19 protein-coding genes and 3 pseudogenes are annotated in these 24,197 nt (G+C 56.9%); 6 read left to right on the top strand and 16 right to left on the bottom strand.

The window, feature by feature from the left end; translation table 11 throughout:
* The first annotated feature begins 86 nt into the window (after window positions 1–86).
* The gene (locus tag E1958_RS03510; protein ID WP_133510632.1) at window positions 87–3,443 is read left to right on the top strand and encodes a leucine-rich repeat domain-containing protein; all 3,357 of its coding nucleotides are present in this window, start codon (window positions 87–89) and stop codon (window positions 3,441–3,443) included.
* Window positions 3,444–3,863: 420 nt separating this feature from the next.
* Window positions 3,864–4,796: a lysophospholipid acyltransferase family protein gene (locus E1958_RS03505; RefSeq protein ID WP_243725230.1), complete on the top strand. Its 933-nt coding sequence runs from the start codon at window positions 3,864–3,866 to the stop codon at window positions 4,794–4,796.
* A gap of 48 nt (window positions 4,797–4,844) precedes the next feature.
* Here the strand turns inward: E1958_RS03505 and soxZ are convergent, their stop codons facing one another.
* From soxZ to nagZ, 12 genes and pseudogenes are all read right to left on the bottom strand, one after another.
* Window positions 4,845–5,159 (bottom strand): thiosulfate oxidation carrier complex protein SoxZ, encoded by a 315-nt coding sequence (soxZ, locus tag E1958_RS03500; protein WP_133510630.1) that lies wholly within the window; start codon window positions 5,157–5,159, stop codon window positions 4,845–4,847.
* 39 nt (window positions 5,160–5,198) lie between these two features.
* Entirely contained in the window at window positions 5,199–5,672 is a 474-nt protein-coding gene (soxY, locus tag E1958_RS03495; protein ID WP_133510629.1) for a thiosulfate oxidation carrier protein SoxY, read from the bottom strand.
* A 330-nt stretch (window positions 5,673–6,002) separates the two neighbouring features.
* A complete protein-coding gene (locus tag E1958_RS03490) occupies window positions 6,003–7,340 on the bottom strand; it encodes a M48 family metalloprotease (protein WP_243448302.1) in 1,338 nt (445 codons plus the stop codon).
* Between the two features lie 167 nt (window positions 7,341–7,507).
* Window positions 7,508–7,726, bottom strand: a pseudogene (locus E1958_RS03485) (HigA family addiction module antitoxin); the annotation flags it as partial.
* A 15-nt stretch (window positions 7,727–7,741) separates the two neighbouring features.
* A pseudogene (locus E1958_RS21145) lies at window positions 7,742–7,828 on the bottom strand (type II toxin-antitoxin system RelE/ParE family toxin); the annotation flags it as partial.
* Window positions 7,829–7,858: 30 nt separating this feature from the next.
* A complete protein-coding gene (locus E1958_RS03475; protein ID WP_207787580.1) occupies window positions 7,859–8,386 on the bottom strand; it encodes a DUF6398 domain-containing protein in 528 nt (175 codons plus the stop codon).
* Window positions 8,387–8,678: 292 nt separating this feature from the next.
* Window positions 8,679–8,909: pseudogene (gene tnpA / locus E1958_RS03470) on the bottom strand (IS200/IS605 family transposase); the annotation flags it as partial.
* A 1,118-nt stretch (window positions 8,910–10,027) separates the two neighbouring features.
* Window positions 10,028–10,405 carry a DUF5615 family PIN-like protein gene (locus tag E1958_RS03465; protein ID WP_133510626.1) on the bottom strand — a complete coding sequence of 126 codons (378 nt, stop codon included), beginning with the start codon at window positions 10,403–10,405 and terminating at the stop codon, window positions 10,028–10,030.
* The gene (locus tag E1958_RS03460; RefSeq protein ID WP_133510625.1) at window positions 10,405–10,629 is read right to left on the bottom strand and encodes a DUF433 domain-containing protein; all 225 of its coding nucleotides are present in this window, start codon (window positions 10,627–10,629) and stop codon (window positions 10,405–10,407) included. Before E1958_RS03460 ends, E1958_RS03465 begins: the two co-directional genes overlap by 1 nt.
* 639 nt (window positions 10,630–11,268) lie before the next feature.
* The gene (locus tag E1958_RS03455; RefSeq protein ID WP_133510624.1) at window positions 11,269–12,009 is read right to left on the bottom strand and encodes an S-methyl-5'-thioinosine phosphorylase; all 741 of its coding nucleotides are present in this window, start codon (window positions 12,007–12,009) and stop codon (window positions 11,269–11,271) included.
* Window positions 12,010–12,093: 84 nt separating this feature from the next.
* Entirely contained in the window at window positions 12,094–12,651 is a 558-nt protein-coding gene (locus E1958_RS03450; RefSeq protein WP_133510623.1) for a hypoxanthine-guanine phosphoribosyltransferase, read from the bottom strand.
* A 28-nt stretch (window positions 12,652–12,679) separates the two neighbouring features.
* A complete protein-coding gene (nagZ, locus tag E1958_RS03445) occupies window positions 12,680–13,726 on the bottom strand; it encodes a beta-N-acetylhexosaminidase (protein ID WP_133510622.1) in 1,047 nt (348 codons plus the stop codon).
* 810 nt (window positions 13,727–14,536) lie between these two features.
* On the opposite strand from nagZ, the gene pyrF reads away from it, so the two are divergent.
* On the top strand, window positions 14,537–15,259 hold the full coding sequence (gene pyrF, locus E1958_RS03440; protein ID WP_133510621.1) for an orotidine-5'-phosphate decarboxylase: 723 nt from the start codon (window positions 14,537–14,539) through the stop codon (window positions 15,257–15,259).
* A 129-nt stretch (window positions 15,260–15,388) separates the two neighbouring features.
* Here the strand turns inward: pyrF and glmM are convergent, their stop codons facing one another.
* A complete protein-coding gene (gene glmM, locus E1958_RS03435; protein WP_133510620.1) occupies window positions 15,389–16,729 on the bottom strand; it encodes a phosphoglucosamine mutase in 1,341 nt (446 codons plus the stop codon).
* 416 nt (window positions 16,730–17,145) lie between these two features.
* Here glmM and E1958_RS03430 point away from each other — a divergent pair, with 416 nt between their 5' ends.
* Entirely contained in the window at window positions 17,146–17,901 is a 756-nt protein-coding gene (locus tag E1958_RS03430; RefSeq protein ID WP_165741564.1) for a M15 family metallopeptidase, read from the top strand.
* Between the two features lie 906 nt (window positions 17,902–18,807).
* On the opposite strand, the gene E1958_RS20760 is transcribed toward E1958_RS03430, so the two are convergent.
* A complete protein-coding gene (locus E1958_RS20760; protein WP_207787579.1) occupies window positions 18,808–18,933 on the bottom strand; it encodes an addiction module protein in 126 nt (41 codons plus the stop codon).
* Window positions 18,934–18,997: 64 nt separating this feature from the next.
* Window positions 18,998–19,807 carry a dihydropteroate synthase gene (gene folP / locus E1958_RS03420; RefSeq protein WP_133510645.1) on the bottom strand — a complete coding sequence of 270 codons (810 nt, stop codon included), beginning with the start codon at window positions 19,805–19,807 and terminating at the stop codon, window positions 18,998–19,000.
* Between the two features lie 354 nt (window positions 19,808–20,161).
* Here folP and trkA point away from each other — a divergent pair, with 354 nt between their 5' ends.
* Both trkA and E1958_RS03410 read left to right on the top strand, forming a co-directional pair.
* On the top strand, window positions 20,162–21,535 hold the full coding sequence (gene trkA, locus E1958_RS03415; protein ID WP_133510618.1) for a Trk system potassium transporter TrkA: 1,374 nt from the start codon (window positions 20,162–20,164) through the stop codon (window positions 21,533–21,535).
* Window positions 21,536–21,541: 6 nt separating this feature from the next.
* Complete coding sequence (locus tag E1958_RS03410; RefSeq protein ID WP_133510617.1) at window positions 21,542–22,993, top strand: TrkH family potassium uptake protein; 1,452 nt, start codon at window positions 21,542–21,544, stop codon at window positions 22,991–22,993.
* 169 nt (window positions 22,994–23,162) lie between these two features.
* Here E1958_RS03410 and E1958_RS03405 read toward each other — a convergent pair whose 3' ends face one another.
* Window positions 23,163–24,032, bottom strand: coding sequence for a class I SAM-dependent methyltransferase (locus E1958_RS03405; protein ID WP_133510616.1), 870 nt, complete (start codon window positions 24,030–24,032; stop codon window positions 23,163–23,165).
* Window positions 24,033–24,197 lie beyond the last annotated feature (165 nt).

Below are 24,197 nucleotides of genomic sequence, written 5' to 3'. Positions count from 1 at the left end.
GAATGTCCACAGACCCTAAAATTCCATGCCTGATTGCATGACCATCCGCGCCACGCCCAATTACCAACACCAGATAACCGACCGCTATGGACCATCTCTCGCCGCTGATCCGCCGACACATCGACCAAGCCCGTGCCGATGGGACCGAGCATCTGGATCTGTCCGCCCGCAAACTGGGTCTTCACCTGTCGGTCTTGCTGGATCTGTTGGTAGAACTCGATCCCAACGGTGACTCGCAGCTACCGGCACTGCGCTCGATCGACCTTTCCAGCAATGGCCTGGAATCTCTGCCCAGGGAAGTGGAACGGCTCGCTGGGCTGGCCTATCTGGATATCCGCCGCAACCCGATCCGGCGATTGCCGGATGTACCGCTACCCTCGCTGATTATCGACACCCGGCAATGGCGGCAGCTACGCGATCAGCTCGAAGATCGCACAATCTTTGGATTGCAGATCTTGCCGGAGGGATTGCATGGCGATATCGATTTCTTCTCCGAAATAGAGCGGCGAGGCATTCTCCGGCTCAGCTTGATCCGAGTGCTAAAAGGCCGGATTCCAGATGCGCTTTGGCGATTAAAACAGCTTACTCATCTTGATCTTAGCCACAACCAGCTCTCGGCGTTGCCCGAATCCATCGGCCGGCTCCAGCGACTCACTTGCCTTGATCTCAGCCGCAACCTGCTCTCGAATCTACCCGAATCCACTGGCCAGCTCCAGCAGCTCACCAACCTTGATCTAATCGGCAACCGGCTCTCGGAGTTGCCCGAATCTATCGGTCGACTCCAGCAGCTTACCTGCCTCGATCTCAGCTATAACCAGCTCTCGGAGTTGCCCGAATCTATCGGTCGACTCCAGCGGCTTACCCGCCTCGATCTCAGCTATAACCAGCTCTCGGAGTTGCTCGAATCTATCGACCGGCTCCGGCAGCTCATTCGCCTTGATCTACGCCATAACCAACTCTTGGAGTTGCCTGGATCCATCGGTCAGCTCCGGCAACTCATTCGCCTTGATCTTAGTTATAACCGGCTCTCGGAGTTGCCCGAGTCTATCGGTCAGCTCCAGCGGCTTACCAGATTTGATCTCAGCTTCAACCGGCTCTCGGAGCTGCCTGACGGGATTGGCGATCTGAAGGATCTGCGCGAACTGGAGCTAGATGGCAACCCTTTATCCGATTCCCTCACCGCCGCTGTCCGGTCTGGTCCGGGCGCTGTGTTGGCGTATTTGCGCGCGAAGGCCGCCCGCTTGTATGAGGCCAAGCTGCTGATTGTGGGCGAGGCCGGTGCCGGCAAGACGACATTGGCGCGGAAGCTGCTGGACCCGGTGGCACAATTGCCGGGGGAAGACGAATCGACACTGGGCATCAATGTGTATCGGGATTGGCGCTTTCCCTATGCACCGACTAACCGTATCGAAGCTAAGGCCATTGATCCCCCCTCTCCCCAACCCTCTCCCAAGGGGCGAGGGAGCCAACAGGGCATGACTTGCGAGTTTCTTAGTAATTCCCAAGCGTCCGAGCAGGCTCAAGAGATGTCCGCCAATATCTGGGATTTCGGCGGCCAGGAGATCCAATACGCCACCCACCAGTTCTTTCTGACCCCGAATGCCCTCTATGTGTTGGTAGTGGATGTGCGTCGGCAGGAGACGGATTATGACTATTGGCTCAAGATCATCCGGCTGCTGGGCCAGGACAGCGCATCCGGGCGCAAGACCCAGGTGCTGGTATTGCTGCACGAGAAAGCGAATCGGCAGGTGACGGATTTCGATCTGGGGGCCTATCGGCGGCGCTTTCCGCAGCTGGTCATCGAGACCGCGGAGGCGGATCTGGCAAACCTGGCGGATGGCCGGATCGAGAACCTGCGCATTCGCATCCAGCAGCTGCTCTCCAAACTGCCCCATGTGGGCGAGCGGCAGCCGGCGGCTTGGCGCCCGATACGCGCGGCGGTAGAAGAGCGACAGGCGGAGCACCATCTGAGCTTTGAGCGGTTTCGCGCGCTCTGCACCGAGCACGGCATCGACCAGGAAGAGGCCGCGCGGGTGCTGGTGCGCTATCTGAGCTTTGTGGGCAGCTGTGTCTATTTCGACCGGGACCCGCTGCTCAAGGATTTCATCATCACCGACCCCCAGTGGGCCGTAAACGCCCTGTACCGGGTGCTGGATCGGGATGAGGTGCAGAACCGACGGGGACGGCTACGCCGCCGATTCTTCTATGAGGTACTTGCCGCCGAGGGCTACCAAGAATACGAGATCGACCGGCTATTCCGGCTGCTGCAGAAGGACCAGTTCGAGATCTGTTTTCCGTTGGAAGGCAGCGACGGCGAGCTGCATATTGTGCCCCAGCTCATCCCTACCATTAGGCCAGAATATGACTGGGAGGACCGGGATAATCTCCATTTCGAGTATCAATATCCCTTCATGCCCAAGGGCCTGCTGGCGCGCTTGATCGTGCGCCTGCATGAACTCTTGGAGGTTGGTAATGACGACCAGCCGCTGATCTGGCGCAAAGGCGCAATCCTGAGTTCTGAAGGTGCCCGCGCCGAGCTGGTGGAGACGGAAGATCCCAGAGGCGGCAAGGTCCTGCGGCTGCGGGTGGCAGGGCGGATGGCACAGCGGACCATGGCGCGTCGGCAACTGCTGGCTGTGCTGCGCTATGAGATTGAGCAGACCCATTTCCGGTCTTTCCGTGGTCTGGAGGTGAATGAGCGGGTGCCTTGCAGCTGTAAGGTCTGTGGCAAGGCCGCCGAGCCTAGGATGTATGACTATAGCGAGCTGGAGAAATATGTCTCCGGTGGCCGCGGCACCGTCTATTGTCCCGAAGGCCAGGTCGATGTTTCCATCTCTGCAATGCTGGAGGGGTTGGTCGGTACGGCCGCTGCACGACCGCCGGCACTCAGCAGCGGCACAGCAGGGGCGGGCAATGAACTGGATCGACTGTCTGATAGGGACTATTCAACCCTTGAACGGCTGCGCTCAGAGGCGCTCCGGGTAGAGGTATCGCCAACACTCAATGTGCAGGTCAGTCCTGAAGTGTCCGTGCGACAGGAAACGACTGTCAGCATTGAAATGCGCATTGAGCAGAAAAACCAGGTCTGCAATGCGCTCGGTGGTCTGCTCGACAATCTGGCCGAGGATGCCGAGGCGTCCGATGTCGATCCCGCCGAGCTCAAGCGGCTCAAGACGGAGCTGGACAAGGCCCAAGGGGCGCTGAAAAAGCTGGAGGACAACCAGGATCTCGATGATAAGCAAAAGGTCCGCGGTCCCTTACAGCGGCTCAAGAATCTTGTGGATAAGATCGCCGATGCCCAAACCAGTCTCGGCAAGCTGGTTAAGGCCGTTGCAGGCAGCGCTGAAACCGCCCACATGGCCATTGAGCTCTATAACAAGCTCGCCCCCCTGTTCGGTATGCCGCCCATCCCTAACCCGATTCCCAAGTCCGACAAGACGTAGGGTGGGCTGTGCCCACCGGGGTTGTGCCCACCGACTCATCCGGCTGCGATGAAGCCGGGGGACAGTTTGAACCTCAAGGGCACATATTGAGTATAGGAAAATACAGATACAAACCTGTAAGAGGCTGTCTAAAAAAGGGCCGTAGGCCAGAGTAGACGGTAGGCTGGGTTGAGGAACGAAACCCAGCGTTTACGGGCAAGTCTGGTTTGCTTAAGTTTAGTCCCTTGACCCAGCCTACCGCTTTGAAATCAATATGTTAGTTTTTAGACAGCCTCTAAGCCAGACAGGCTCTATACTGCCACACGGCACAATCCGAGCTTTTGAATTTCCCCCTCACCCCGGCCCTCTCCCGGAGGGAGAGGGAGTGAAATGCGCAGATTGTGCCGTGTGGCAGTATAAGTGGTAACCATGAATCACAGGGTGGCAACGGAAAAGGACGAGAAAGGGCGTGGACAATGCGGTCCCAGCAGCTTGCGTGAACGCTTTGCGTTATCGGTTTTGCGGGCCATATCCCGGCTTCCCCTGTCCCTGGTCCACCTGCTTGGGGTCTGTGTCGGTTGGTTGATGTTGAAGATCCCTAACAAGCAGCGCCGCAATGCCCTGATCAACGTTCGGCTCTGTTTCCCGCACCTCCAAGCTGCCCAGGCCCTTGCCTTTCGCCGGCGCTCATTCCTCGAATACGGTAAGACCTATAGCGAGGTCGCTTACCTGTGGCTGCGTCCGACCCGGAAGGTTCTAGCGCTGGTGCGTGCGGTTTCGGGCCGGGAGTTGTTGCACCGCGACGATGGGCGGGGGGTGATCGTCCTCTCCCCACACCTGGGCGCCTGGGAGTTGGCGGGGCTGTATCTTTCCGCCCAAGGACCGACAACGACGCTCTACAAACCTCAACCCGAGCTGAACTGGTTGATACGCGAGGTCCGGGGGCGCGCCGGCGCCGAGCTGGTCCCCACCGATCGCCAGGGGATCCGCAAACTCATGCAGGCCCTGCGGCGGGGGGAGTATGTCGGGATCCTCCCCGACCAGGAGCCCAGGATGAACCCCGGCTCGGTGTTTGCTCCCTTCTTCGGGGTCCCTGCCTTGACCATGCTGCTGATCAATCGGCTGGCGCGCAAGACGGGGGCGCGCGTGATTTTTTTGTTCGCGGTGCGGCTCCCCCGGGCCCGGGGTTTTCACATCCATTGCCTACCGGCGCCCGTAGGAGTCGATTCCGCAGACGAAACCACCGGCGCGACGGCACTCAATCGAGGTATCGAGCATGCCGTCAATACTTGTCCGGAGCAGTACCTCTGGGCCTATAAGCGATTCCGCAGACGCCCGCCGGGTATGCCGAACCTCTACCAGGGGCCGCTGTAAGCAACGGGTGATAGTTGGATGGTCAACCGCTGCCGGTTGACCAAGGGCTTATTTGATCTCGGTTTCGGCCGAACCGCTCTCGCCCTTGTTATCGGTCCAGGAAAGCCGAATGGTATCACCCTTCTTGGCACCTTTGAACCTGAAGGCAATGTAGGGATTCTTGGATACGCCGCCGCTCCACAGGGCCTTCATGACCTCTTTTTCCTGCCAGGTGCAGACCACCTCCTGAATGAAGTGGGCGGGGATGAGCTTCTCGGTCGCTTTGTCTTTGCGCCGCCCGGTCTCCATGGGGTGACTCATCAGCGCCTTTACCTCGGTTACCTCGCCCTTGAGCTTGGCGCGAATCTTGATTGGATTTGCCATTCTTCAGCTACCTCTCACCTCGTATTCGTTTAAAGGGCGTCAGCCGCCGCAGCCGCCGATGGTCACCTTGACCTCCTTGGACGCGCTCAGGACCTGGTCTTTGGCCTTGACGAGGGCGATGACGGTTGCCGTCTTGGCCATCTTGATTCGGGTCGACACGAAGCCGAGCGCGCCTGCGCCCAGATTGAAAGAGGCGACCAGGGGCGTCTGGTTTCCGGTGGCGATAATCGAGATAGAATCGATGTCTTCCACGTCGGCTTCCACGGTCACCGGGACCACGGCGCCATTCTCGGCGATATCCGGGGCCTTGAGCTTGACGCGGTCGCTGCGCTCATAGGTATTGGTGCCCAAGAGCTCCTTCAAGGCGTCGTCCAGCTGCTTGGCCGTGAAGGCGCTTTCCGGCCAGGCCGCCAGCACGGCACCCGATGTGAGCAGGCCGGTTCCCACTGCGGCACCGACCGCGCCCGCGGCCAAGGATCCCTGGAGCAGGATTCTGCGTTTCGGGTCAGTCATTGACAATCTCCAGTCGAGAAACGATTGAGGGTTACGGATTGGATTCCAACGAACGGTCCGGTGGTCCCTGACCGCGACGAGCCCCCGCTCCCGTCGTAGCAAGGCATCCTGTTATTAAGACCGCTTGTTGAGCGGGGGAAACGAAAGTTCCACTAAGCTTAACCCAAGTCGGTGCCCACTGAGAAGCTGTCTGGTTAAAGGAATCTGCTGGCCTGCGCGGACCTCGCGTTGGGTGTAAGTTGCGTTAGTGTCAACACACCCTAATGCTTCTCCCTACCCTATGCCTACTCTGCGGTTCAGGGCGACCGGCAGCCCACTCTACGGTCACCATCAACGCCTTTTCTTGGCGTCTTTTGCTTCCCGTTTGATCGCGTCGAGCCTGACCTGAATCCTGGATGCATCGTGGTAACTCAGTCCCGGTTGTCGCAGGGCGATCTCGAGCTGATGGATCGCCGGTTCCAGGTCGCCATCGGCATAGAGCTTTTCCGCCCGGTAGCGATGGGTTGCCGCCTTTTGCCCTGCCTTGAGGGCAGCATCTGACATCCGTTGGTAAATCAATGCCTGGCCGGGTCTCCTGCGTGTGACCTCCTCCAAGGTCTTGAGCGCGCGCGCGGGATGTCCCGCCGCCATGAGGGTATCGGCGTAGGCGATACGCAGTGGGATATTCGATGGTCGCAGCCCGACGGCGGTTTGCAAGGTCTTGATGGCGCGGTCCCTGGCACCGCTCTTGGCATCGATCCGCGCTTCCAAAATGATGAACTCGGCCTGGTTTGGGTACCGGGCGATCAACTTCTCCGTCATCTCGCGTGCCGCGCGGATTTGGTTGCCGAGGGCCAACCCCAGGGCATAGCCGTAGCGCGCGGCGAGCTCGTTACGGTAGCGTTTGCTCTTGAGCTGGGACCGGAAATGGGCGATCGCCTTTTGCGCGTTGCTGAACGAACGCGCGCGCAGACGGGCACGTATCAGGTGAAAGCGCAAATCGTCCGGTCGTTGCTTGTGTCCGTAGCGGTCGGCACGGCCAAGGGCGTCAGCGGTGCGGCTGCTGGTAACCGGGTGGGTTTGCAGATACTCGGGGGCGCTGATCTCGTGGGTACGACTTGCCCTGCCCAGACGCTCGAAGAAGCCGGGCATGGCATAGGGATCGAATCCGGCGGCAGCCAGGGTAGCGATACCGATACGGTCCGCTTCCTTCTCGTTCTCGCGGGTGAAGTTGATTTGCCGCTGCACCGTGGCGGCTTGAATGCCGGCGGCCGCCGCTGCTCCGAGGTCCGCATCGACCTGCGCCCCGAGGACGGTAGCGGCGATGAGCGCGGCGGTCGCGGGAATGCTCAAACGCTTCTGGTCCTCGAAGAAACGCATCAGGTGACGCTGGGTCACATGGGCGATTTCGTGGGCCAACACCGCTGCCAGCTCACTCTCGTTCTCGCTGGCGAGCACCAGGCCGGAAAAGACACCGATATGACCATCGGGTCCGGCGAAGGCATTGATCGCTGGATTTTCGACGCAGAAGAAGTTGTATCTACCCGCCCCCGTTGTGCTCGCGGCGACCAACCGATTGCCGAGGCCCTCCAGGTAGTCGGTGAGTATCGGGTCGTCGATGACCGATAAGGCCTTGCGCACGCTTTTCATAAACTCCCTCCCCAGACGGCGCTCCTGAGCCGAGGACATCACCAGCTCCGCGGAGCTCCCGAAATCGGGGAGGTGGAGTTGCTGGGCCGGACTCCAGGTTGCGGGAAAGAGCAAAGTGAGCGCGACTACCACAGCGGGTGTCAAACCGCGCAGCGACCGTGAGATTGGGGGATTTTTCATGTCTTTTGAGCGTGGGAAAGCAATCCAAACTCCGCGCTGTTTCCAAAAAGGCGCGATAGCCTCAGCGCCATCTCAGGACTGACAGCGCGGCGCTCCCGCAAGAGCTCGTTGACCGATTGACGCGACACACCAATTGCCCCTGCGAGACCACTCACTGTCAGTCCATAATCCGGCAGAAAGTCCTCCCGCAATATCTCTCCGGGATGTGTGGGGCGGCGCTTGATACCCGTGTTAGCAATGCTCACCCTGACCTCCGACATTCAGTGGTAATCGCAGACTTCAACGTCATATGCGTCGCCATCTTCAAACCTGAAACATATCCGCCACTGATCGTTGATGGAATTGGCGCTTTTTGCCGTCCGAGTGTATTTGCATTGTTATGTGCCTGTGACTTCCTCTTTTGGAATATATGGTATTAAGCCTTTCTTATAAGCAATTTCTTGAACTTCAAGCGGCATGTCTCTTACATCTACCATTACACCGTTGACGGTAAGCATCCAAATGAGTGGATTTTTATCAATATTACTTTGAAGAGACCAATTTGGATCCATTTGGTACATATCAAGTAAATCACGTACTAACCTTGATTTCCCTTGACCCGTACTTTGACCAACGCCGAATGCTTTATATAAATCTGAAGCACTAATATAAGGGTTTTGACTTTTGTCAAAAAGAAAGTTAACCATGCCAATTGCGTGCGTAACACCACAAGCCCAAGTGGCAGCTTTACCTTTTTCTAATGGTGATGGACGCTTTCTACATAGTGCAGCGACAGCATATCGTATTAATTGTGCATATTCTTTATTGAGGTGCGTTTCAGAAAATTGATCAGTAATGGTTATTATTTGGTTAAATTTTCTCTGCATGTTTTTTGGAACATTCTCTGATTTTTTAGGTACGCCCATTATTCAATCTCCTAGATTTTATATTGCACATAACGCTATGGCTCAGTCGCGCGCAGCGAAGCAAGCGTCGACTGGAGCCAGTGGTTAGGCGCTATCATAGACTTTTTATTACTTCGAACTTCACAAGGTAGGGCCGTAGGCTGGGGTTCGTACCTCACCCCAGCCTACGCGGGCCACCTCCGTTTCTTCTGTTTGACTGGCTTCGGTGTTCACCCACTTAGTAACAATCCCCCGGCAAAGCCGGGGGCTTTCGATTGTGAGCCGCTCAAAGCGGCTATTCGAGGGCGCTAACGCGCCCTCGATGGTAAACCTGTGCCAAATGGATCGCACCCTGCCCTTTGGTGTACCCGCTCACTTGCGACACCGTATACTTGGGCGGGATAGAAATCAGCATATGAACATGGTCAAGCATCAGGTATCCTTCTTCGATCTGGCTCTCTCGCTGTCGAGCCAACTCGCGGAAAACTTCGCCGAGATGGCGTTGCAATTGCTCGTACAAGACCCGGCGACGGCATTCCGGAATGGAAACGACGTGGTATTCATTCTCCTACCCGGAGTGCTTAAGCTCTTGGCTTTACCCATTGTGACCTCCTCTCAATCGTGTGCTTGACGGTCACGTTCGGAGCATCCCAGACGAACTCCCGAAAATGTCAAACTTTTACTGTCTCCCCGGCAAAGCCGGGGGATTTCCCGTTTCTGGTTAAGGTTATCACGAAAACTCCCCTGAGTATCATTCCGAAAAGCTGGAATAATTGAGCCATTTCGAATGCAAGACTTAATGAATCTTTGGCCTTGCGGGTTGTTTGCAAAATTACGTAGTAAGTTACTAATGTATAAAAAGATATCGGGTATGACTAAGTCACCATGAAATAACACTCCGTGTACGAATAAGCGTGAAAATTCCTTATTATCTAGAAAAAACTCCATTTGGCGGTCTGTAGCACCAAAATAAATTTGAGGTTTTTGATTCATTTATAGTACCAAATATATGAGATGCTTTTCGTTTCTCTGTCTTGTAAGTAATCTGTCGCATAACAGGTAATAGACGGCGAGTTGCCGTTTTAAGTACATCGAAACACCTTACATACCACAGCTATTGCTTCCTTTTCAAATTCATGAATATCTCTATCGGTAGTGCTCAATATGTAGTGACCGTGTAGTTATCCCATCAAAGAGGGAAAAGGCTCAGTAGTGAACCCATCACTACACATTAGGCACTACCATTTATCGATCGAGAACGCCCCCCAATACGTGGTTCCGCCTTATTTTACGTTCTCTGACCTGTAGTGGGCTGTGCCCACCAGCTAGGCGCGAGAGTGGTGGGCACAGCCCACCCTACAGGTTATACGCAAAATATACAGAAATTGAGTACTAGTCCGCACCGGCCAAGGCTGTAAGGATACGCTCGATGCGGACGCTGCAAGCTGCGATATTGGTCTCAATCTGGCTCGTTTCCACGCTCCAGCGTGGGAATGCCGTTGTGGCCGCTCCAGCGGCCAAGGTTTCATGACGCTGGAGCGTCTGGATTTGCTCCCACGCTGGAGCGTGGGAGCCAGAGGCTGATTTGTGGGGATACTTCAGGGCCTGTCCCCATTTTTGTAGGTTGGGGTGAGGAATGAACCCCAACGTGATGCTGAAGAACTAGGATTTCCATCTGCGTATCCTTATTCTATGCACTTCTACTAATAATAGAAGCCCTTTGTACTGATCCATGCTTTGGTGAATTGATAGATAATTCATTAATCTTTTCATCAGTTTTGGTATAATTTCTGGGTGATTTTTAATTTGGATCGCAATTATGCCATTATAATTTGATGGCGGGTAAGTGACTATATCAGAAAAATCACCATTTAGAGAAATTAGTATTGCATCCAGTTCCTGAGCTTTTCCAATAACAATAGGATCCCCGGAAGTAGGTGAGATATGTTCTTTAAGAATAAAAACTTCATAGCCGGCTTCAAATAAAGGTTTAACCACTGAGTTAGGAACACATTGGTCAACAAAGAACCTTAAACTCATCACGCGGCCACTTCAAACTCTGCTAATTCACGAGCATAATCAAGACAAGCGGCAATTTTATCTTTATCTATATCTGGAAATTCATCAATGATTTTGTCTGTGGCATATCCATTTGCCAGGTATCCTAGTATAAGGCTAACAGGTATTCTTGTCCCTTTAATTCTTGGTTTTCCACGAATGACACTATACGAGCTTTCTATATGGTTTTGCCATGCTACATTCATTTTTTCCTCACTTGATTTTGTTGAGTTATCTGTATTATTAAGACTAAATTTGTCTTCTTCGTTACTGTTTATCGCCTAACAGGTAGTAGACGACAAGTCGCCGTGTTTAAGTACGTCGAAACACCTTCTATACCACAACTATTGCTTCTTTTTCAAATTCATGACTATCTCCATCAACGCACCTGGGAGTCTGTCTGATTATGACTGTTCTACTGCGGAATCGAGAGGAGACCGCTCGGATTTCCCGCCTGATCTCGTTAAACAGGTCCACTACCTGTAGGGTGGGCTGTGCCCACCACTCGCGTGCTTAGATGGTGGGCACAGCCCACCCTACAGGCTATGCAAAATATACAACTAGCGAGGCTTCGCCTCAGACCGACGAGGCGTGACCCCCTCCTCCCCCAGGGGAAGAAGGGCTCCGGCTCTCCCAACTTCGCTGGCTAATCCAGGTCAGGTTGGGTAACGAACCGCACCGAAGAACCACGGATGGACACGGATAAACACGGATGTGATCCGTGTTGATCCGTGTCCATCCGTGGTTCAAAGGATTTGCGATTCCCGCCCAAGCAAGAGGCAGAAATGTTTTTGTGCAGCGCACAAACTTGACTCATTGGTAAAGATGCAGGTCCCTCAAGGATCCTAGTCCGCACCGGTCAAGGCCGTAAGAATACGCTCGATACGGGCGCTGCAAGCTGCGACATTGGTCTCAATCTCCTCCATGCGTATCTCTCCGCTCGCCTTACCGGCCGCCCAGTTGACCACAAAGGCAAAACAGGCGTAGCAGAGTCCGAGCTCCCTGGCTAGGGCCGCTTCGGGCATTCCGGTCATACCCACGAGGTCGCAACCGTCTCGCTCCAAGCGCATGATTTCGGCCGCCGTCTCGAGGCGCGGGCCCTGGGTCGCGCCGTAGGTACCGCCGTCCTCCACTGCCAGATCAGAGTCCCTCGCCGCTCTGAGCAGGGCTTGGCGCAGATCCTCACAATAGGGCCGGGTGAAATCGATGTGCAGAACTTCGCCCTGATCCCCGTCGGAGAAGCTATGGGCCCGCCCGTAGGTATAGTCGATAATCTGGTCCGGGACGGCGAGGACCCGGGGACCGAAGGCACCGCCGATACCGCCAACCGCCGCTAATCCGACGACCCGCTCGGCACCGCAGGCCTTGAGTGCCCAGAGGTTGGCACGATAATGGATCCGGTGCGGTGGCATGCTGTGCCCCGTCCCATGCCGGGGCAGGAAGAAGAGCTCGGCACCGCCTAAAAGGCCCCGTGTGACCGGTGCCGAAGCCGGACCATAGGGGGTATCGGGCTGTTGGTGATCGAGGACCTGGAGTCCCGGCATGGCAGCGAAACCGGAGCCGCCGATGACAGCCAGTCGGCTCATGTCAAACATCTCCGGCAGACTTGGAGTGCGGCGGCCACATTACCTTAGGATTTATTGGGATCTAAAGGGCCTGCTGAAGGGTTATCAAACGTCCTCATCGGCCACCGCATAGATACCGTCGGCATTGCGGAAGTAGCCCATATAATCCAGGCCATAGCCGAACAGGTAACGATCCGGGAGCTGTATGCCGACGAAATCCGCTTTGAAATTGTTGGTGTGCTCGCGCGTTTTTTCCACCAAGACCGCGGTATGCACATTGGCCGCCCCGTCTTCCCGGCAGGCCTTGACGACGGCATCCAGGGTAACGCCCGCGTCGAGGATATCGTCCACCACCAGCACATACCGACCACGCACGGAGGCCGCGGGCCGATGCAGCCATTGGAGGTCTCCGCCGCTGGTGGTCCCACGGTAGCGGGTGGCGTGGACATAGTCGAGGGTGAGGGGAAACCCCAGCCGCGGCAGCAGACGACCGACGGCGATGACTGCGCCGTTCATGACGCACAGCACCACAGGGTCCCGTTCCGCCAAGACCTTGGTGATCGCCCCCGCCAGCCGGTCCAGAATCCGCTCCATCTCCGCGCCGGATACGAGCAGCTCCGCCCGGCCCATGACGGCGGTGTACCGCTCCCGCGACAGCCGCATCGTGCTTATCCCTCTCAATCGCCGATATTCAAAGATCCAGGCTCGGGGCGTCCAAGGCCTCGAGCTCCCCAATGACGCGCAGGGCCTGCTGCCAACGCGGTTCCAGGTGCAAACGCGCGCGTTCGAGGCCGCCGCGACCGTGCATGCGCAGACAGCGCAGATGCGCGGTGGGGTCGTCGTGTCCACGCAGGGACTCGATTATGTCCAGTGCGGCGGGACGATTGTTGCATACCAGAAGGACGTCGCAACCCGCATCCAGGGCCGACCGGGCACGCTCCGCGTAACCACCGCCGGTTGCGGCCGCGGCCATATCCAGGTCATCGCTGAAGATAACGCCCTGAAAGCCGAGCTTCTCGCGCAGGACCCGGCGCAACCAGAACGCCGAGAAACCCGCGGGGTTTCGATCCACCTGGGGATAGACCACATGCGCCGGCATGACCGCCTCCAGACCACGCCGGATCAGGCGCTCGAAGGGGGTCAGGTCCTCTGTCTCGAGGTCGTCGAAGGGTCGGTCATCAACCGGCAGCTCGGTGTGGGAATCCGCGGCCACGCCGCCGTGTCCGGGAAAGTGCTTGCCTACCGCGGCCATGCCGGCCTCGTGCATACCTTCGCGCCACGCCAGGGCAAGCTCCGTCACCCGATCGGCGCCGGCGGCAAAGGCACGGTCTCCGATCACCTGGCTCACCCCTCGGTCCAGATCCAGAACCGGCGCAAAGCTGAAGTCCACACCTACGGAGCGCAGTTCGGCGGCCATCAGCCAACCCACGGAATGCGCGGCACGCCGTGCGCTCACCGGATGCTCACGACTCAGTTCACCGAAATGGCGGGCGGGCGGCAAACGCGTAAATCCTTCCCGAAAGCGTTGTACCCTGCCGCCTTCCTGGTCCAGGGCCACCAACAGGTGAGGATCGCGCAAGTCGTGGATGGCGGTAGTCAGCGCAGCGACCTGCTCCGGATGCTCGAAGTTGCGGGTAAACAGGATGACCCCGCCCACCGCTGGGTGGCGGAGAATCTCGCGTTCCTCCGCGTCGAGCTCGACGCCCCCCAGATCCAACATCACGGGTCCCAGAGACATTAACTCAGCCCTCCCCCTGTGAGGGTGTCGCAAAAGCCCCTCTCCCGCCGGGAGAGGGGTTGGGGAGAGGGGGGCAAAGGGCGAAGATCGGTGCCTTTTGCGACACCCTCCTGTGGGGCCTGATCACCGATCCCCGAACCGCTGCCAGGCTTCGTCCACTTCATCCCTCGTCCCTTCTTAAACCAGCAGACAAAAACCGTTTCCCTTATCGGCTCGTCCGAATGGACTGGAGAGAAAAATTCCTTCCACGCCTCTTGCCCAGCCAGGCATGCACCCGGTGCGAAATATCCGCCAGGGTCCCGTCAAGGTCGCAGACCCAAACGGTGTTTTCAGACTTTTCCATCAAGCGCTCTCTCCTCGGTTCGGGATGACAGCTCGTGTCGATTCGTGTCTATTGGTGGCTCTGCAGCCTAGAGTACCATGGGATATACTGGTTATGGTCGGCGCTGATCGGTCCAGCGTGACAGACTGCGTGCGCCATCGGGGGGTGGCCTCTCTCCCGCCGCCCTGCTTGTCCGATCCTGGCTTATTTGGTGTTGCCCGAGAAGGCGTCGTGTTGCATTACGTTGTGTTCGACCCCGTGCCTCCGAGACGTTTTCTCGCGCGGCTAACGTACCCTACACACAAGGCGAGGTCCGCGCGGGCCAGCAGCACGGCGGGCAACTCTAAGGGTAGGTTGCGTTAAGACGCCGGCACCATCGTAGATCAGCGAGTCTTTGGGCGTAGTCTTTGGGCGTCGTAACGCACCTAGCCTCGCCTCCAATATCCCCAAGGCCATACTGGCAGGGATTCCCGTAAAAGTGGGCATTTATGAGCAACCAAGGTTCGCGGAAAGACATTCCGGTCAGAGACCGTTTGATCCTGGCGCTGGATGTGCCTGACAGGGATACCGCTCTGGAGACGGTGGAATCGCTCGGCGATTCGGTCAACTTCTACAAGCTCGGCCTGGAACTCTTCATGTCCGGCAGCTACTTCGATCTGGTAGAGCAGTTACGTGACCACGGTAAGCGCATCTTCTGCGACCTGAAGTTCTTCGACGTACCGGAAACGGTAGCCCGTGCGGTGCGTCAACTCAAGGACCGCGGCGTGGACTTTACGACCGTGCACGGCAATGACTCGATGTTGCGGGCCGCCGTCGGCGAGAAGAACGGGCTGAAGATTCTCGCCGTCACAGTGCTGACCAGCCTGGATCAGGGTGACCTGGAAGACCTTGGCTTCCAGTGTGATGTAGAGGCGCTGGTACGCTCGCGCGCGCAACGTGCGTTGGAAATCGGCTGTGATGGCGTAGTTTCATCCGGTCTGGAGATTTCGTCCCTCCGAAAAGATGTGGGCGATCAGCTCATGATCGTCGTCCCCGGCATCCGTCCGGTGCAGAACCGCCCGGTAGACGACCAAAAGCGTGTCGTTACCCCCACCCAGGCCTTCCAAAGGGGTGCCGATTTTATCGTCGTCGGGCGACCAATCCGTGACGCCGAGGATCCACGCGCCAGGGCCGAAGCGATCCAAGCTGAAATCGCGGCTGTTTTTGCTTGAGCTAAGTCCGGTCCGACAAGAAACCTATTTAATCCGCAGATTACGCGGATTTCCACAGATTATTTCGTTCTTAATCTGTGGATAAAGAAAGCCCGGTTCACCAAACCGCGCCAAATAATTCAGGATTGCTCAGCCGGCTATCCGGGCCCGTACCACATCCGTCAGGCGGTTGGCGATGGAATCCACCTGGGCCTCGTCTATACCCTCCACCATGACCCGGATCAGGGGCTCGGTACCGGATGGACGCAGCAGCACGCGCCCGCATTCACCGAGCTCCCGCTCCGCCGATCCAACGGCATCCCGTATCTCGGGTAAGCCGACGATGTCTCTCTGCTCATCCAACCGGATATTGATCAGCCTTTGGGGATACTTCTGCATTTCACCTGCAAGATCCCCCAGATCCCTGTCCGCATCTTCCATCGCTGCGAGTACCTGGAGCGCCACCACGATGCCGTCGCCGGTGGAGGTGCGATCCCGGCAGATGATGTGCCCTGAGGGTTCACCTCCCAGGATCCCATCATCCTGCTTCAAACGCTCCATAATGTAGCGGTCGCCCACCTGGGTACGCACGAAGCCTACGTCAAGTCGCCGCAGGGCGTGTTCCAGCCCCAGGTTGCTCATCAAGGTACCCACGACCTCGCCCTTGAGGTATTGCTGCTCCAGACGCGATTTCGCGATGATGTAGATCAGTTGGTCACCATCGATCAGATTGCCATCCCTGTCCACCATCAGCACCCGGTCTCCATCCCCGTCGAAGGCTACCCCGAGATCCGCACCCTCCTGCACGACGGCCTCCATGAGCGCCTCGGGGCTGGTGGAGCCGACCTTCCGATTGATGTTGAACCCGTCGGGCTCGTCCCCGATGGTTATAACCCGCGCCCCAAGTTCCTCGAACACGTCCGGTGCCACGTGATAGGTCGCCCCATTGGCGCAGTCCACCACCAATTTCAGATTCCGGAAGCTCATGGCCGCCGGGATGGTGCCCTTGCAGAACTCGATGTAGCGGCCACGGGCATCGTCCACCCGCTTGACCTTACCCAACTCGGCGGGACCGACCGTATGCAGCGGTCGGTCGAACTCACGCTCGATCGCCGACTCGACCGCGTCCGAAAGCTTATCGCCATCCGCCGAGAAGAACTTGAGACCATTGTCCTGGTAGGGATTATGAGAGGCGCTGATCACGATGCCGGCAACCCCCCGTAGGGTACGCGTCAGGTAGGCGATGGCGGGGGTGGGCATCGGGCCGAGCAATCGGATGTCCATGCCGGCGGCGACCAAACCAGCCTCTAGGGCGGATTCGAACATGTAGCCCGAGATGCGGGTATCCTTACCGATCAGCACCTTGCCGCCCCGCCCTTCGCCGAGTACACGCCCCGCGGCCCAACCTAGCTTGAGCGCGAAGTCCGGTGTGATATTCCCCTCGCCCACCCGCCCCCGAATGCCGTCGGTACCGAAATATTTGCGCGTCACCTTTTCACCTGTTTATCACATCTGTTGTCGTGGTCTTTTTTCAGGGTCGTGCCGGTTGTCAACAACCACATGCACGATTATTTCACCATATTCAACCATATAGCATACAGAGAATGGAAATCGCCTAACCCGCATATCTCAGCCGGGGATTGCTGTCCTGGTGGAATTCGCGGCCGTTCCCGCTTTGTGGTGAGCGAAATTCGTAGCCACTCCCAGGGCCTAAGCTTCGACCACGCGAGAGCGGGCGAGAAACCGCCAGGGCGGTGATAGGCTGGCGGCAATGACGAGGTGCCCACTGCCTACACTACACAATAAGTTGACTTTAGATTAAGACTTTTAATAAAATTGTATTGAACAATGTTCAATATTTCACTGCGGGAGGAATTGTTATGGGCCGGTCTTCAATGCGTACTATAATGATTGTATTCTTTTTGCTGCTGCCACTTACACAAGGGAATGCCGAAGATTGTATAGGCGATTGTGAAGAGGGTGATCTCCCCACTCAGGTAGATCAATCCATCGATAAGGTTAAGCCTATAGCGACAGAGGGAGGGGCGCCAAGGAAATTTAAATCAGAAGTTAATGAAATACCTCAAAATATAGTGGCCCAGATAAAAAAATATTCATGGCAAGAAAGCTGCCCAGTACCAATAGATAAGCTTGCATACATTGAATTGTCTTACTGGGGATATGACTCGAAACATCACACCGGTGAGTTGATTGTTAAAGCTGATATTGCTGATGAAGTAGTTGATGCTTTCAAGATAATGTATGAAAACAAATTCCCTATCGAGAGAATGGAGCTTATTGAAAAATACAAAGGTAGTGATGATGATTCAATGGATGCGAACAACACATCAGCATTTAATTGTAGGCCAATAACAGATCAGCCTGGTACTTTCTCTCTACATAGTTATGGTACAGCGATAGATATAAATCCTGTATATAATCCTTATGTAAAAAAGGACAAAGTTTTACCGCGAAGGGGTAAAAAATATGCTGATAGAACTACTAGTCATAAAGGCATGATAAAAGAAGGCGATGCTGTTCACAGGGCCTTTAAGAAACATGGTTGGACTTGGGGTGGCACCCAAGATTGGCTATCTAAACGATGTAATCTCGACTATCAGCACTTTCAAAAGGAACCTGCGGTTCCAAGAGAGTGTAATTAAGCAACCAGTTGAAACCGCTTTCTAAAGACGCGCTGAAATTTTAATTATGGGAAAAAAGAGTGCGCCCGACAAAACTGACGCCATGCCTTCTTTTCAAGCTAAATGCTCTGATAAGTGTTCTAAGATATGAAGGTTCCCCTGTCAGAGAACGCGAGGTAACGCTGTAAAGTGCTGACAGAGGAGAGGGCATGGATCCATTGGTTCATCGATAACCCCGTGGTGCGGAAGAGAACGTCAAGTCTTTTGTGTCCAAGTCCCATTGTACGTTTCGATTCCGATAGCGATCCCGATTATTCAGTCCAACGCTCCGCATCACCGAAAGCGAAAAAGCAGGGTGACGAAAGAGCGATGCTTTCTACCGTCCGAGTACATGCAATTGTTATGGCCTTTTCTTAGGGTCTTGCCTGTTGTCAAAAACCGAATGCACGACTATTTCACTATCTTCAATAGTGTAAAATACAGAGAATGGGAACCGCCTTATCACACAACCTCTGAAATTCAAATAATGGGTAATGGCTAATGTATAAGTGATAACATGACCAGCGGTACTGGCTACTCTGTCCCCTCTCCCGCCGGGAGAGGGGTTGGGGAGAGGGGACCAAAAAGATGAATCGCTCTACTTCTTCACTTATAGGTTTACCACTACCAAATAATGAATCCTATACATTTCCGGGTTCTCGATGATTGACTTTACAGCAATCTCGACGCAATCCGGAAATTCAAAGCCCAGCCTCTGTCTCTGCCTTTCATACCATACAAAGGCGAATTCCATATCATCCTTTGCTCTATCCGTATAAGCTAATTTCATTTGTATTTATCGCGCAAATCCCTGTGCACCGATTTCCAATCATGAAGTCCGAGCCTCCCTTCCTTGTACTCTTTGTATCTTTTATCCAGTTCTTATTTTTACCACTCCGGTATTGGGATTTCCGAATTGCCGGCAGCAATGGAGTCCCAAATATCTTCTACCAGAAACAGCTTCTCCGACAATTCCAGCCCGTCAATCTCGTTTCTGATTTTTTCTAGCTCCATTTTGTCCTCCATTGAATTCCAACGGATGGTTTTTCATGCCATAACGTCCAAGCTTCGATCCCGATTATATGGAAAACTCGGACTGGGGTGCGGGTGACCCGAAATCGCGTACCGCCCGGACCACCCGCAGGGCATCCACCGTGGCGGTTACATCGTGCACCCGCACCAGGCGGACACCCCGCTCGACCGCAAGCACCGCGGCCGCCAGGCTCCCCGCCAGACGCTCAGTGACCGACCTGCCGGTGAGGGTACCGATCATGGACTTGCGCGACAGGCCTACCAGGACCGGAGGCCCGAGCGAGCATAGCTCGCCAAGTCCCGCCAGTAACGCCAGATTATGCGCCAGTGTCTTTCCGAAACCAAAGCCGGGATCTACCAACACACGCTCGGGGTCCATACCGGCACCGACGCAGACCTGGATCCGCCGGCGCAGGAAATCTCGAACCTCGGACACCACATCGCGATAGACCGGCGCCGCCTGCATGGTCCTCGGCTCTCCCTGCATGTGCATCAGGCACACCGGCACGCCGGCCTCGACTGCGACCTCCAGGGCACCCGGTCCGCGCAAGGCGCGCACATCGTTTATCATCCCGGCCCCGGCATTCACCGCGGCGCGCATGACCTCCGGCTTGCTGGTATCGATGGAGATGGGTACGGAAACGCGGGGACCGAGGGCCTCGATCACCGGCACCACCCGCTCGATCTCCTCGGGCCCCGAGACCGGGGCGGCCCCCGGCTGCGTAGACTCGCCGCCGATATCGAGGATATCGGCGCCCTCTTCCACCATGCGCTCCGCGCGACGCAGCGCACGGTCGACGCCGAAAAAATCACCCCCGTCCGAAAAGGAATCGGGGGTGACATTCAAAACGCCCATCACACAGGGACGGGACAGATCCAGCGACCTGCCCCCGCAGTTTAGGGGCTGTTGATATTCATCGTTCACGGTCCGATTGCGGCCCTTTTCCGCGTGACTTAAATTGCGGTTCGGTGAACAGGATCCGTAGGATGCAGTGAACGCCTTCTGCGTGTCTGCCCACGCATCCCTGCACGCAGACAGGCAGGCAACGAACCGCATCCCGATCGGATCCTCTACCACCGGGCAGGCAGCCTATCCTATACTACGGCTGACTAGCCCGCATATTGAAATAAATTGAGAACTGAAGTGCCGCCAGCCGCTCCGGTGAGATATGCGGGTTAGTGACTGGTAGCTGACAGCCGGACGTTCAAAATGAAAATTATCATCCTCGGCGCCGGCCAGGTGGGTTCTTCAGTAGCGGCCAACCTGGTCAGCGAGGCCAACGACATCACGGTAATCGACCTGAAGCCGGAGTTGTTGCGGGAGCTGCAGGACCGCTTTGACCTGCGCACGGTAGAGGGTCACGGGGCCCATCCGGATGTGCTGGTGCGGGCCGGCGCCGGGGATGCGGATATGATCATCGCCGTCACCAACAGCGATGAGACGAACATGGTGGCCTGCCAGGTCGCCTACACGCTCTTCAAGACGCCCACCAAGATCGCCCGGGTACGCTCCCAGGACTTCCTGGACCATCCCGAGCTCTTCTCCCTTGAGGCCCTGCCGATCGATGTGCACATCAGCCCCGAGCGGCTGGTTACCGAGCACATCACGCGCCTGATCGAAAATCCCGGGGCCCTCCAGGTGCAGGACTTCGCTAATGGCCGGGTGCGTCTGGTGGCAGTGAAGGCGTACCACGGGGGTCCTTTAGTGGGCAATAAGCTGCGCGCCCTCTACGACCACATGCCCAACGTGGATGCCCGGGTGGCCGCCATCTACCGTCAGGACCGAGCGATTCAGCCGGAAGGGAACACGGTCATCGAGGCCAACGACGAGGTCTTCTTCATCGCGGCACCGCGGCACATCCGGGCCGTGATGGGCGAGCTGCGCCGGCTGGAAAAACCCTACCGGCGGCTCATTTTCGCCGGGGGTGGTAACATCGGCACCCGACTGGCCACCGCCTTGGAGCGCAACTACCGAGTCAAGGTCATCGAGTGCATCCGGGACCGCTGCAAACGCATCGCCGAGGGGCTGGAACGGACCATCGTGCTCCAGGGGGATGCGGCGGACGAAGAGCTGCTCATCGAGGAGAACGTGGAGAACACGGACGTGTTCTGTGCCGTGACCGATGACGACGAGGCCAACATCCTCTCGGCCATGCTGGCGAAACGGCTGGGGGCCCGTAAGGTGATGGCGCTCATCAACCGCAGCGCCTATGTGGACCTGGTCCAGAGCAGTCCCATCGACGTGGCCATCTCACCCCAGCAGGCCACCATCGGCAGCCTACTGAAGCATGTGCGGCGGGTAGACGTGGTGGAGGTGCACTCCCTCAGACGCGGCGCGGCCGAGGCCATCGAGGCCGTCGCCCACGGCGATGCAGGTTCCAGCAAGGTCATCGGCAACGCTATCGAGGACATCGAGCTGCCCAAGGGGACCAACATCGGTGCCATCGTGCGCGGCGATGAGGTAATCATTGCCCACCACGATACCGTCATCGCGCCCGAGGACCACGTGATCTTGTTTTTGCAGGATAAACGGCGAGTACCGGAAGTCGAGCAGCTGTTCCAGGTGAGCCCGACCTTTTTGTGAAGGGGTATGAAATCATCCGCGGTGCGCAAGGTCCTGGGGCTGCTGCTGACCCTGTTCAGCCTCAGCATGCTACCACCGGTGCTGGTCTCCCTGTGGTACCGGGATGGTGCGGTGCTGCCCTTTCTCAGTGCCTTCGGGCTCATTCTGAGCACCGGTCTGCTCATCTTGGTGCCGGTTATCCGGCGTAAGGACGACCTGCGCCTGCGCGACGGCTTCCTGGTGGTGGTCCTGTTCTGGACCGTGCTCGGAGTCAGCGGCTCGCTGCCCTTTATGCTGGCGGATAGCCCCCACCTGTCCATTACCGACGCCATCTTCGAGTCCATATCCGGACTCACCACCACCGGGGCAACGGTCATCATCGGCATCGACGAGCTGCCCCGCTCCATCCTCTATTACCGCCAGCAGCTCCAATGGCTGGGCGGGATGGGCATCATCGTGCTGGCCGTCGCCGTGCTGCCCATGCTCGGCATCGGTGGCATGCAGCTCTATCGGGCCGAGACCCCGGGGCCCATCAAGGACTCCAAGCTCACACCCCGCATCACCGAGACCGCCAAGGCCCTCTGGTACATCTACCTGGGGCTGACCATCGCCTGTGTTGGAGCCTACTGTATCGCCGGCATGCCCCTGTTCGACGCCGTCGGCCACGCCTTCTCTACCGTCGCCATCGGCGGCTTCTCTACCCACGACGCGAGTATCGGCTTCTTCGACAATACGGCGATCGAGATGGTCGCAGTGGTCTTCATGCTACTCTCGGGCGTCAATTTCGCCCTCCACTTCATAGCCTGGAACCGCCGGCTGCCGACTGCCTACCTGCACGACAGCGAGTTCCGTTTCTACATTTTCCTCATGAGTGCCTCTGCCGTCGTCGTTACCTTGGCGCTCTACTACACGGGTACCTACGACCTGTGGTCGGAGGCCTTCACCCAGGGGCTGTTCCAGGTGGTCTCGATCGGCTCCACCACCGGGTTCACCACGGCCGAGTTCTACATCTGGCCACCCTTTCTCCAGATCCTGCTGCTGTTTGCCAGCTTTGTCGGAGGCTGCGCCGGCTCTACCGGCGGCGGCATCAAGGTGATCCGGTTTCTGCTGCTCATCAAACAGGGATTGCGCGAGATCGCACGCCTGATCCACCCCAGTGCCCAGCTGCCGGTGCGGATGGGATCCAAGACCGTCAACAACCGGGTGGTGGACGCGGTCTGGGGCTTCTTCTCCCTCTATGTGGCCAGCTTCACCGTCATGTACCTGGCCCTGGCGGCGACGGGTATCGATCTGGTGACCGCCTTCTCCGCCGTGGCGGCCTGCATCAACAACCTGGGGCCGGGGCTCGCCCGCGTCGGCGCCAGCTATGCCGACCTGCACGATCCGGCCAAGTGGATCCTGTGCTTCGCCATGTTGCTCGGCCGCTTGGAGATCTTCACCCTGTTGGTACTCCTCACCCCGGCGTTTTGGCGGCGTTGAGGTCAGTCGTCAGCTACCAGTCACTAGCTTCCAGCAATTGCGCAGTAGCTGCGCGAGATGGCCGCGAATAGAACGGAACCATCTCTTCTCCCGTCACTAATCCGGTCATGGTAAATTCCCGCCGATTAGGTATTCATGCCGAAACCCATGCGCCTCAATACATCATCTTTCATAACGAAGTCGATTTAATTCCCGCGGCTACAATAATACTCGTCGTAGGGTCGGTATATTCTCCATCGTAGAAATTGCCGAATTCTTCGATGACTTCACGTACAGCGGCATTACGTTCATCAGGGTCGAAAGAATCAAAGAAGGGTTGGAGTGGAGCGGCCAGCTCGTAGATCTGCTCCCACATTTCTTCGGGAGGGCCCAGCCATGGGCAGGACACCACTTTTTGCTGTTCCATCAGTTGCGAGAATCCGGCGTTATTCAGCGCTGCCGACAAACTGCCGGATTCGGCAAAGCGGAAAGGGTGTTGCGCCTCGGGTGGTAATATCGGAGAGGCTTTTCGTTTTGCGAAAGGAGAAATCACGATGCGCGCAAAATTGTTCTTCTCAACCGGTCCCCAGACCACGAATGCGGCTCGACCGCCAGGTTTGAGTACACGTAAGATTTCTTTCAGCGCGCGTTGACAATCCCAAAAGTACATAACACCCAACCGGCAGGTCACCGCATCAAAGCGATTGTCGGCAAACGGCAAATCATGGGCGTCTGCCTCCCGGAATTCGATATTATCGGAATCTCCGCAGTTTTCCCTGGCAACGGCCAGCATACCTTCCGACAAATCCGTCGCAACCACCTGGCCCTGGGGACCCACGAGGGATGCGATCGTAACTGCCGGTTCGCCTGAACCGCTGGCGAGATCCAGGACCTTACTCCCTGAAGCGATTTCCGCTGCCTCAAGTAAGGCTTGCGTCATCTGTTGGAGGTGGGGAACTGTTTTTTTGTGCCAGCGGCGCCATGCATTGACCGTGCGATCGGCCGTCCACTCTTCCCGTACGATTTCTGAAAAAGAGTCGTTCGTCTTCTTTGGAGACATGAGCGAAATCCTCTCAAACACTGGAACAGGGTATCTACACTACGGCCTCTGCCTCCCACGCTCCAGCGTGGGAGCAAATCTGGACGCTCCAGCGTCATGAAACCTTGGCCGCTGGAGCGGCCACAACGGCATTCCCACGCTGGAGCGTGGGAACGAGCCATCAGG

The sequence above is a fragment of the Candidatus Thiosymbion oneisti genome (assembly GCF_004359955.1).
In the GTDB taxonomy this organism is placed as follows: domain Bacteria; phylum Pseudomonadota; class Gammaproteobacteria; order Chromatiales; family Chromatiaceae; genus Thiosymbion; species Thiosymbion oneisti.
Note: the sequence above shows the minus strand (reverse complement) of the source record. Positions and strands in the feature narration are given on the sequence as shown.

Excerpts from the sequence above, each read along its gene's own strand:
- E1958_RS03510 (WP_133510632.1), top strand. The coding sequence starts at position 87 with ATGGACCATCTCTCGCCGCTGATCCGCCGACACATCGACCAAGCCCGT.
- soxZ (WP_133510630.1), bottom strand. The coding sequence starts at position 5,159 with ATGGCAAATCCAATCAAGATTCGCGCCAAGCTCAAGGGCGAGGTAACC.
- soxY (WP_133510629.1), bottom strand. The coding sequence starts at position 5,672 with ATGACTGACCCGAAACGCAGAATCCTGCTCCAGGGATCCTTGGCCGCG.
- E1958_RS03490 (WP_243448302.1), bottom strand. The coding sequence starts at position 7,340 with ATGTCCTCGGCTCAGGAGCGCCGTCTGGGGAGGGAGTTTATGAAAAGC.
- E1958_RS03475 (WP_207787580.1), bottom strand. The coding sequence starts at position 8,386 with ATGGGCGTACCTAAAAAATCAGAGAATGTTCCAAAAAACATGCAGAGA.
- E1958_RS03465 (WP_133510626.1), bottom strand. The coding sequence starts at position 10,405 with ATGAGTTTAAGGTTCTTTGTTGACCAATGTGTTCCTAACTCAGTGGTT.
- E1958_RS03460 (WP_133510625.1), bottom strand. The coding sequence starts at position 10,629 with ATGAATGTAGCATGGCAAAACCATATAGAAAGCTCGTATAGTGTCATT.
- E1958_RS03455 (WP_133510624.1), bottom strand. The coding sequence starts at position 12,009 with ATGAGCCGACTGGCTGTCATCGGCGGCTCCGGTTTCGCTGCCATGCCG.
- E1958_RS03450 (WP_133510623.1), bottom strand. The coding sequence starts at position 12,651 with ATGCGGCTGTCGCGGGAGCGGTACACCGCCGTCATGGGCCGGGCGGAG.
- nagZ (WP_133510622.1), bottom strand. The coding sequence starts at position 13,726 with ATGTCTCTGGGACCCGTGATGTTGGATCTGGGGGGCGTCGAGCTCGAC.
- pyrF (WP_133510621.1), top strand. The coding sequence starts at position 14,537 with ATGAGCAACCAAGGTTCGCGGAAAGACATTCCGGTCAGAGACCGTTTG.
- E1958_RS03430 (WP_165741564.1), top strand. The coding sequence starts at position 17,146 with ATGATTGTATTCTTTTTGCTGCTGCCACTTACACAAGGGAATGCCGAA.
- E1958_RS20760 (WP_207787579.1), bottom strand. The coding sequence starts at position 18,933 with ATGGAGCTAGAAAAAATCAGAAACGAGATTGACGGGCTGGAATTGTCG.
- folP (WP_133510645.1), bottom strand. The coding sequence starts at position 19,807 with ATGGGCGTTTTGAATGTCACCCCCGATTCCTTTTCGGACGGGGGTGAT.
- trkA (WP_133510618.1), top strand. The coding sequence starts at position 20,162 with ATGAAAATTATCATCCTCGGCGCCGGCCAGGTGGGTTCTTCAGTAGCG.
- E1958_RS03410 (WP_133510617.1), top strand. The coding sequence starts at position 21,542 with ATGAAATCATCCGCGGTGCGCAAGGTCCTGGGGCTGCTGCTGACCCTG.
- E1958_RS03405 (WP_133510616.1), bottom strand. The coding sequence starts at position 24,032 with ATGTCTCCAAAGAAGACGAACGACTCTTTTTCAGAAATCGTACGGGAA.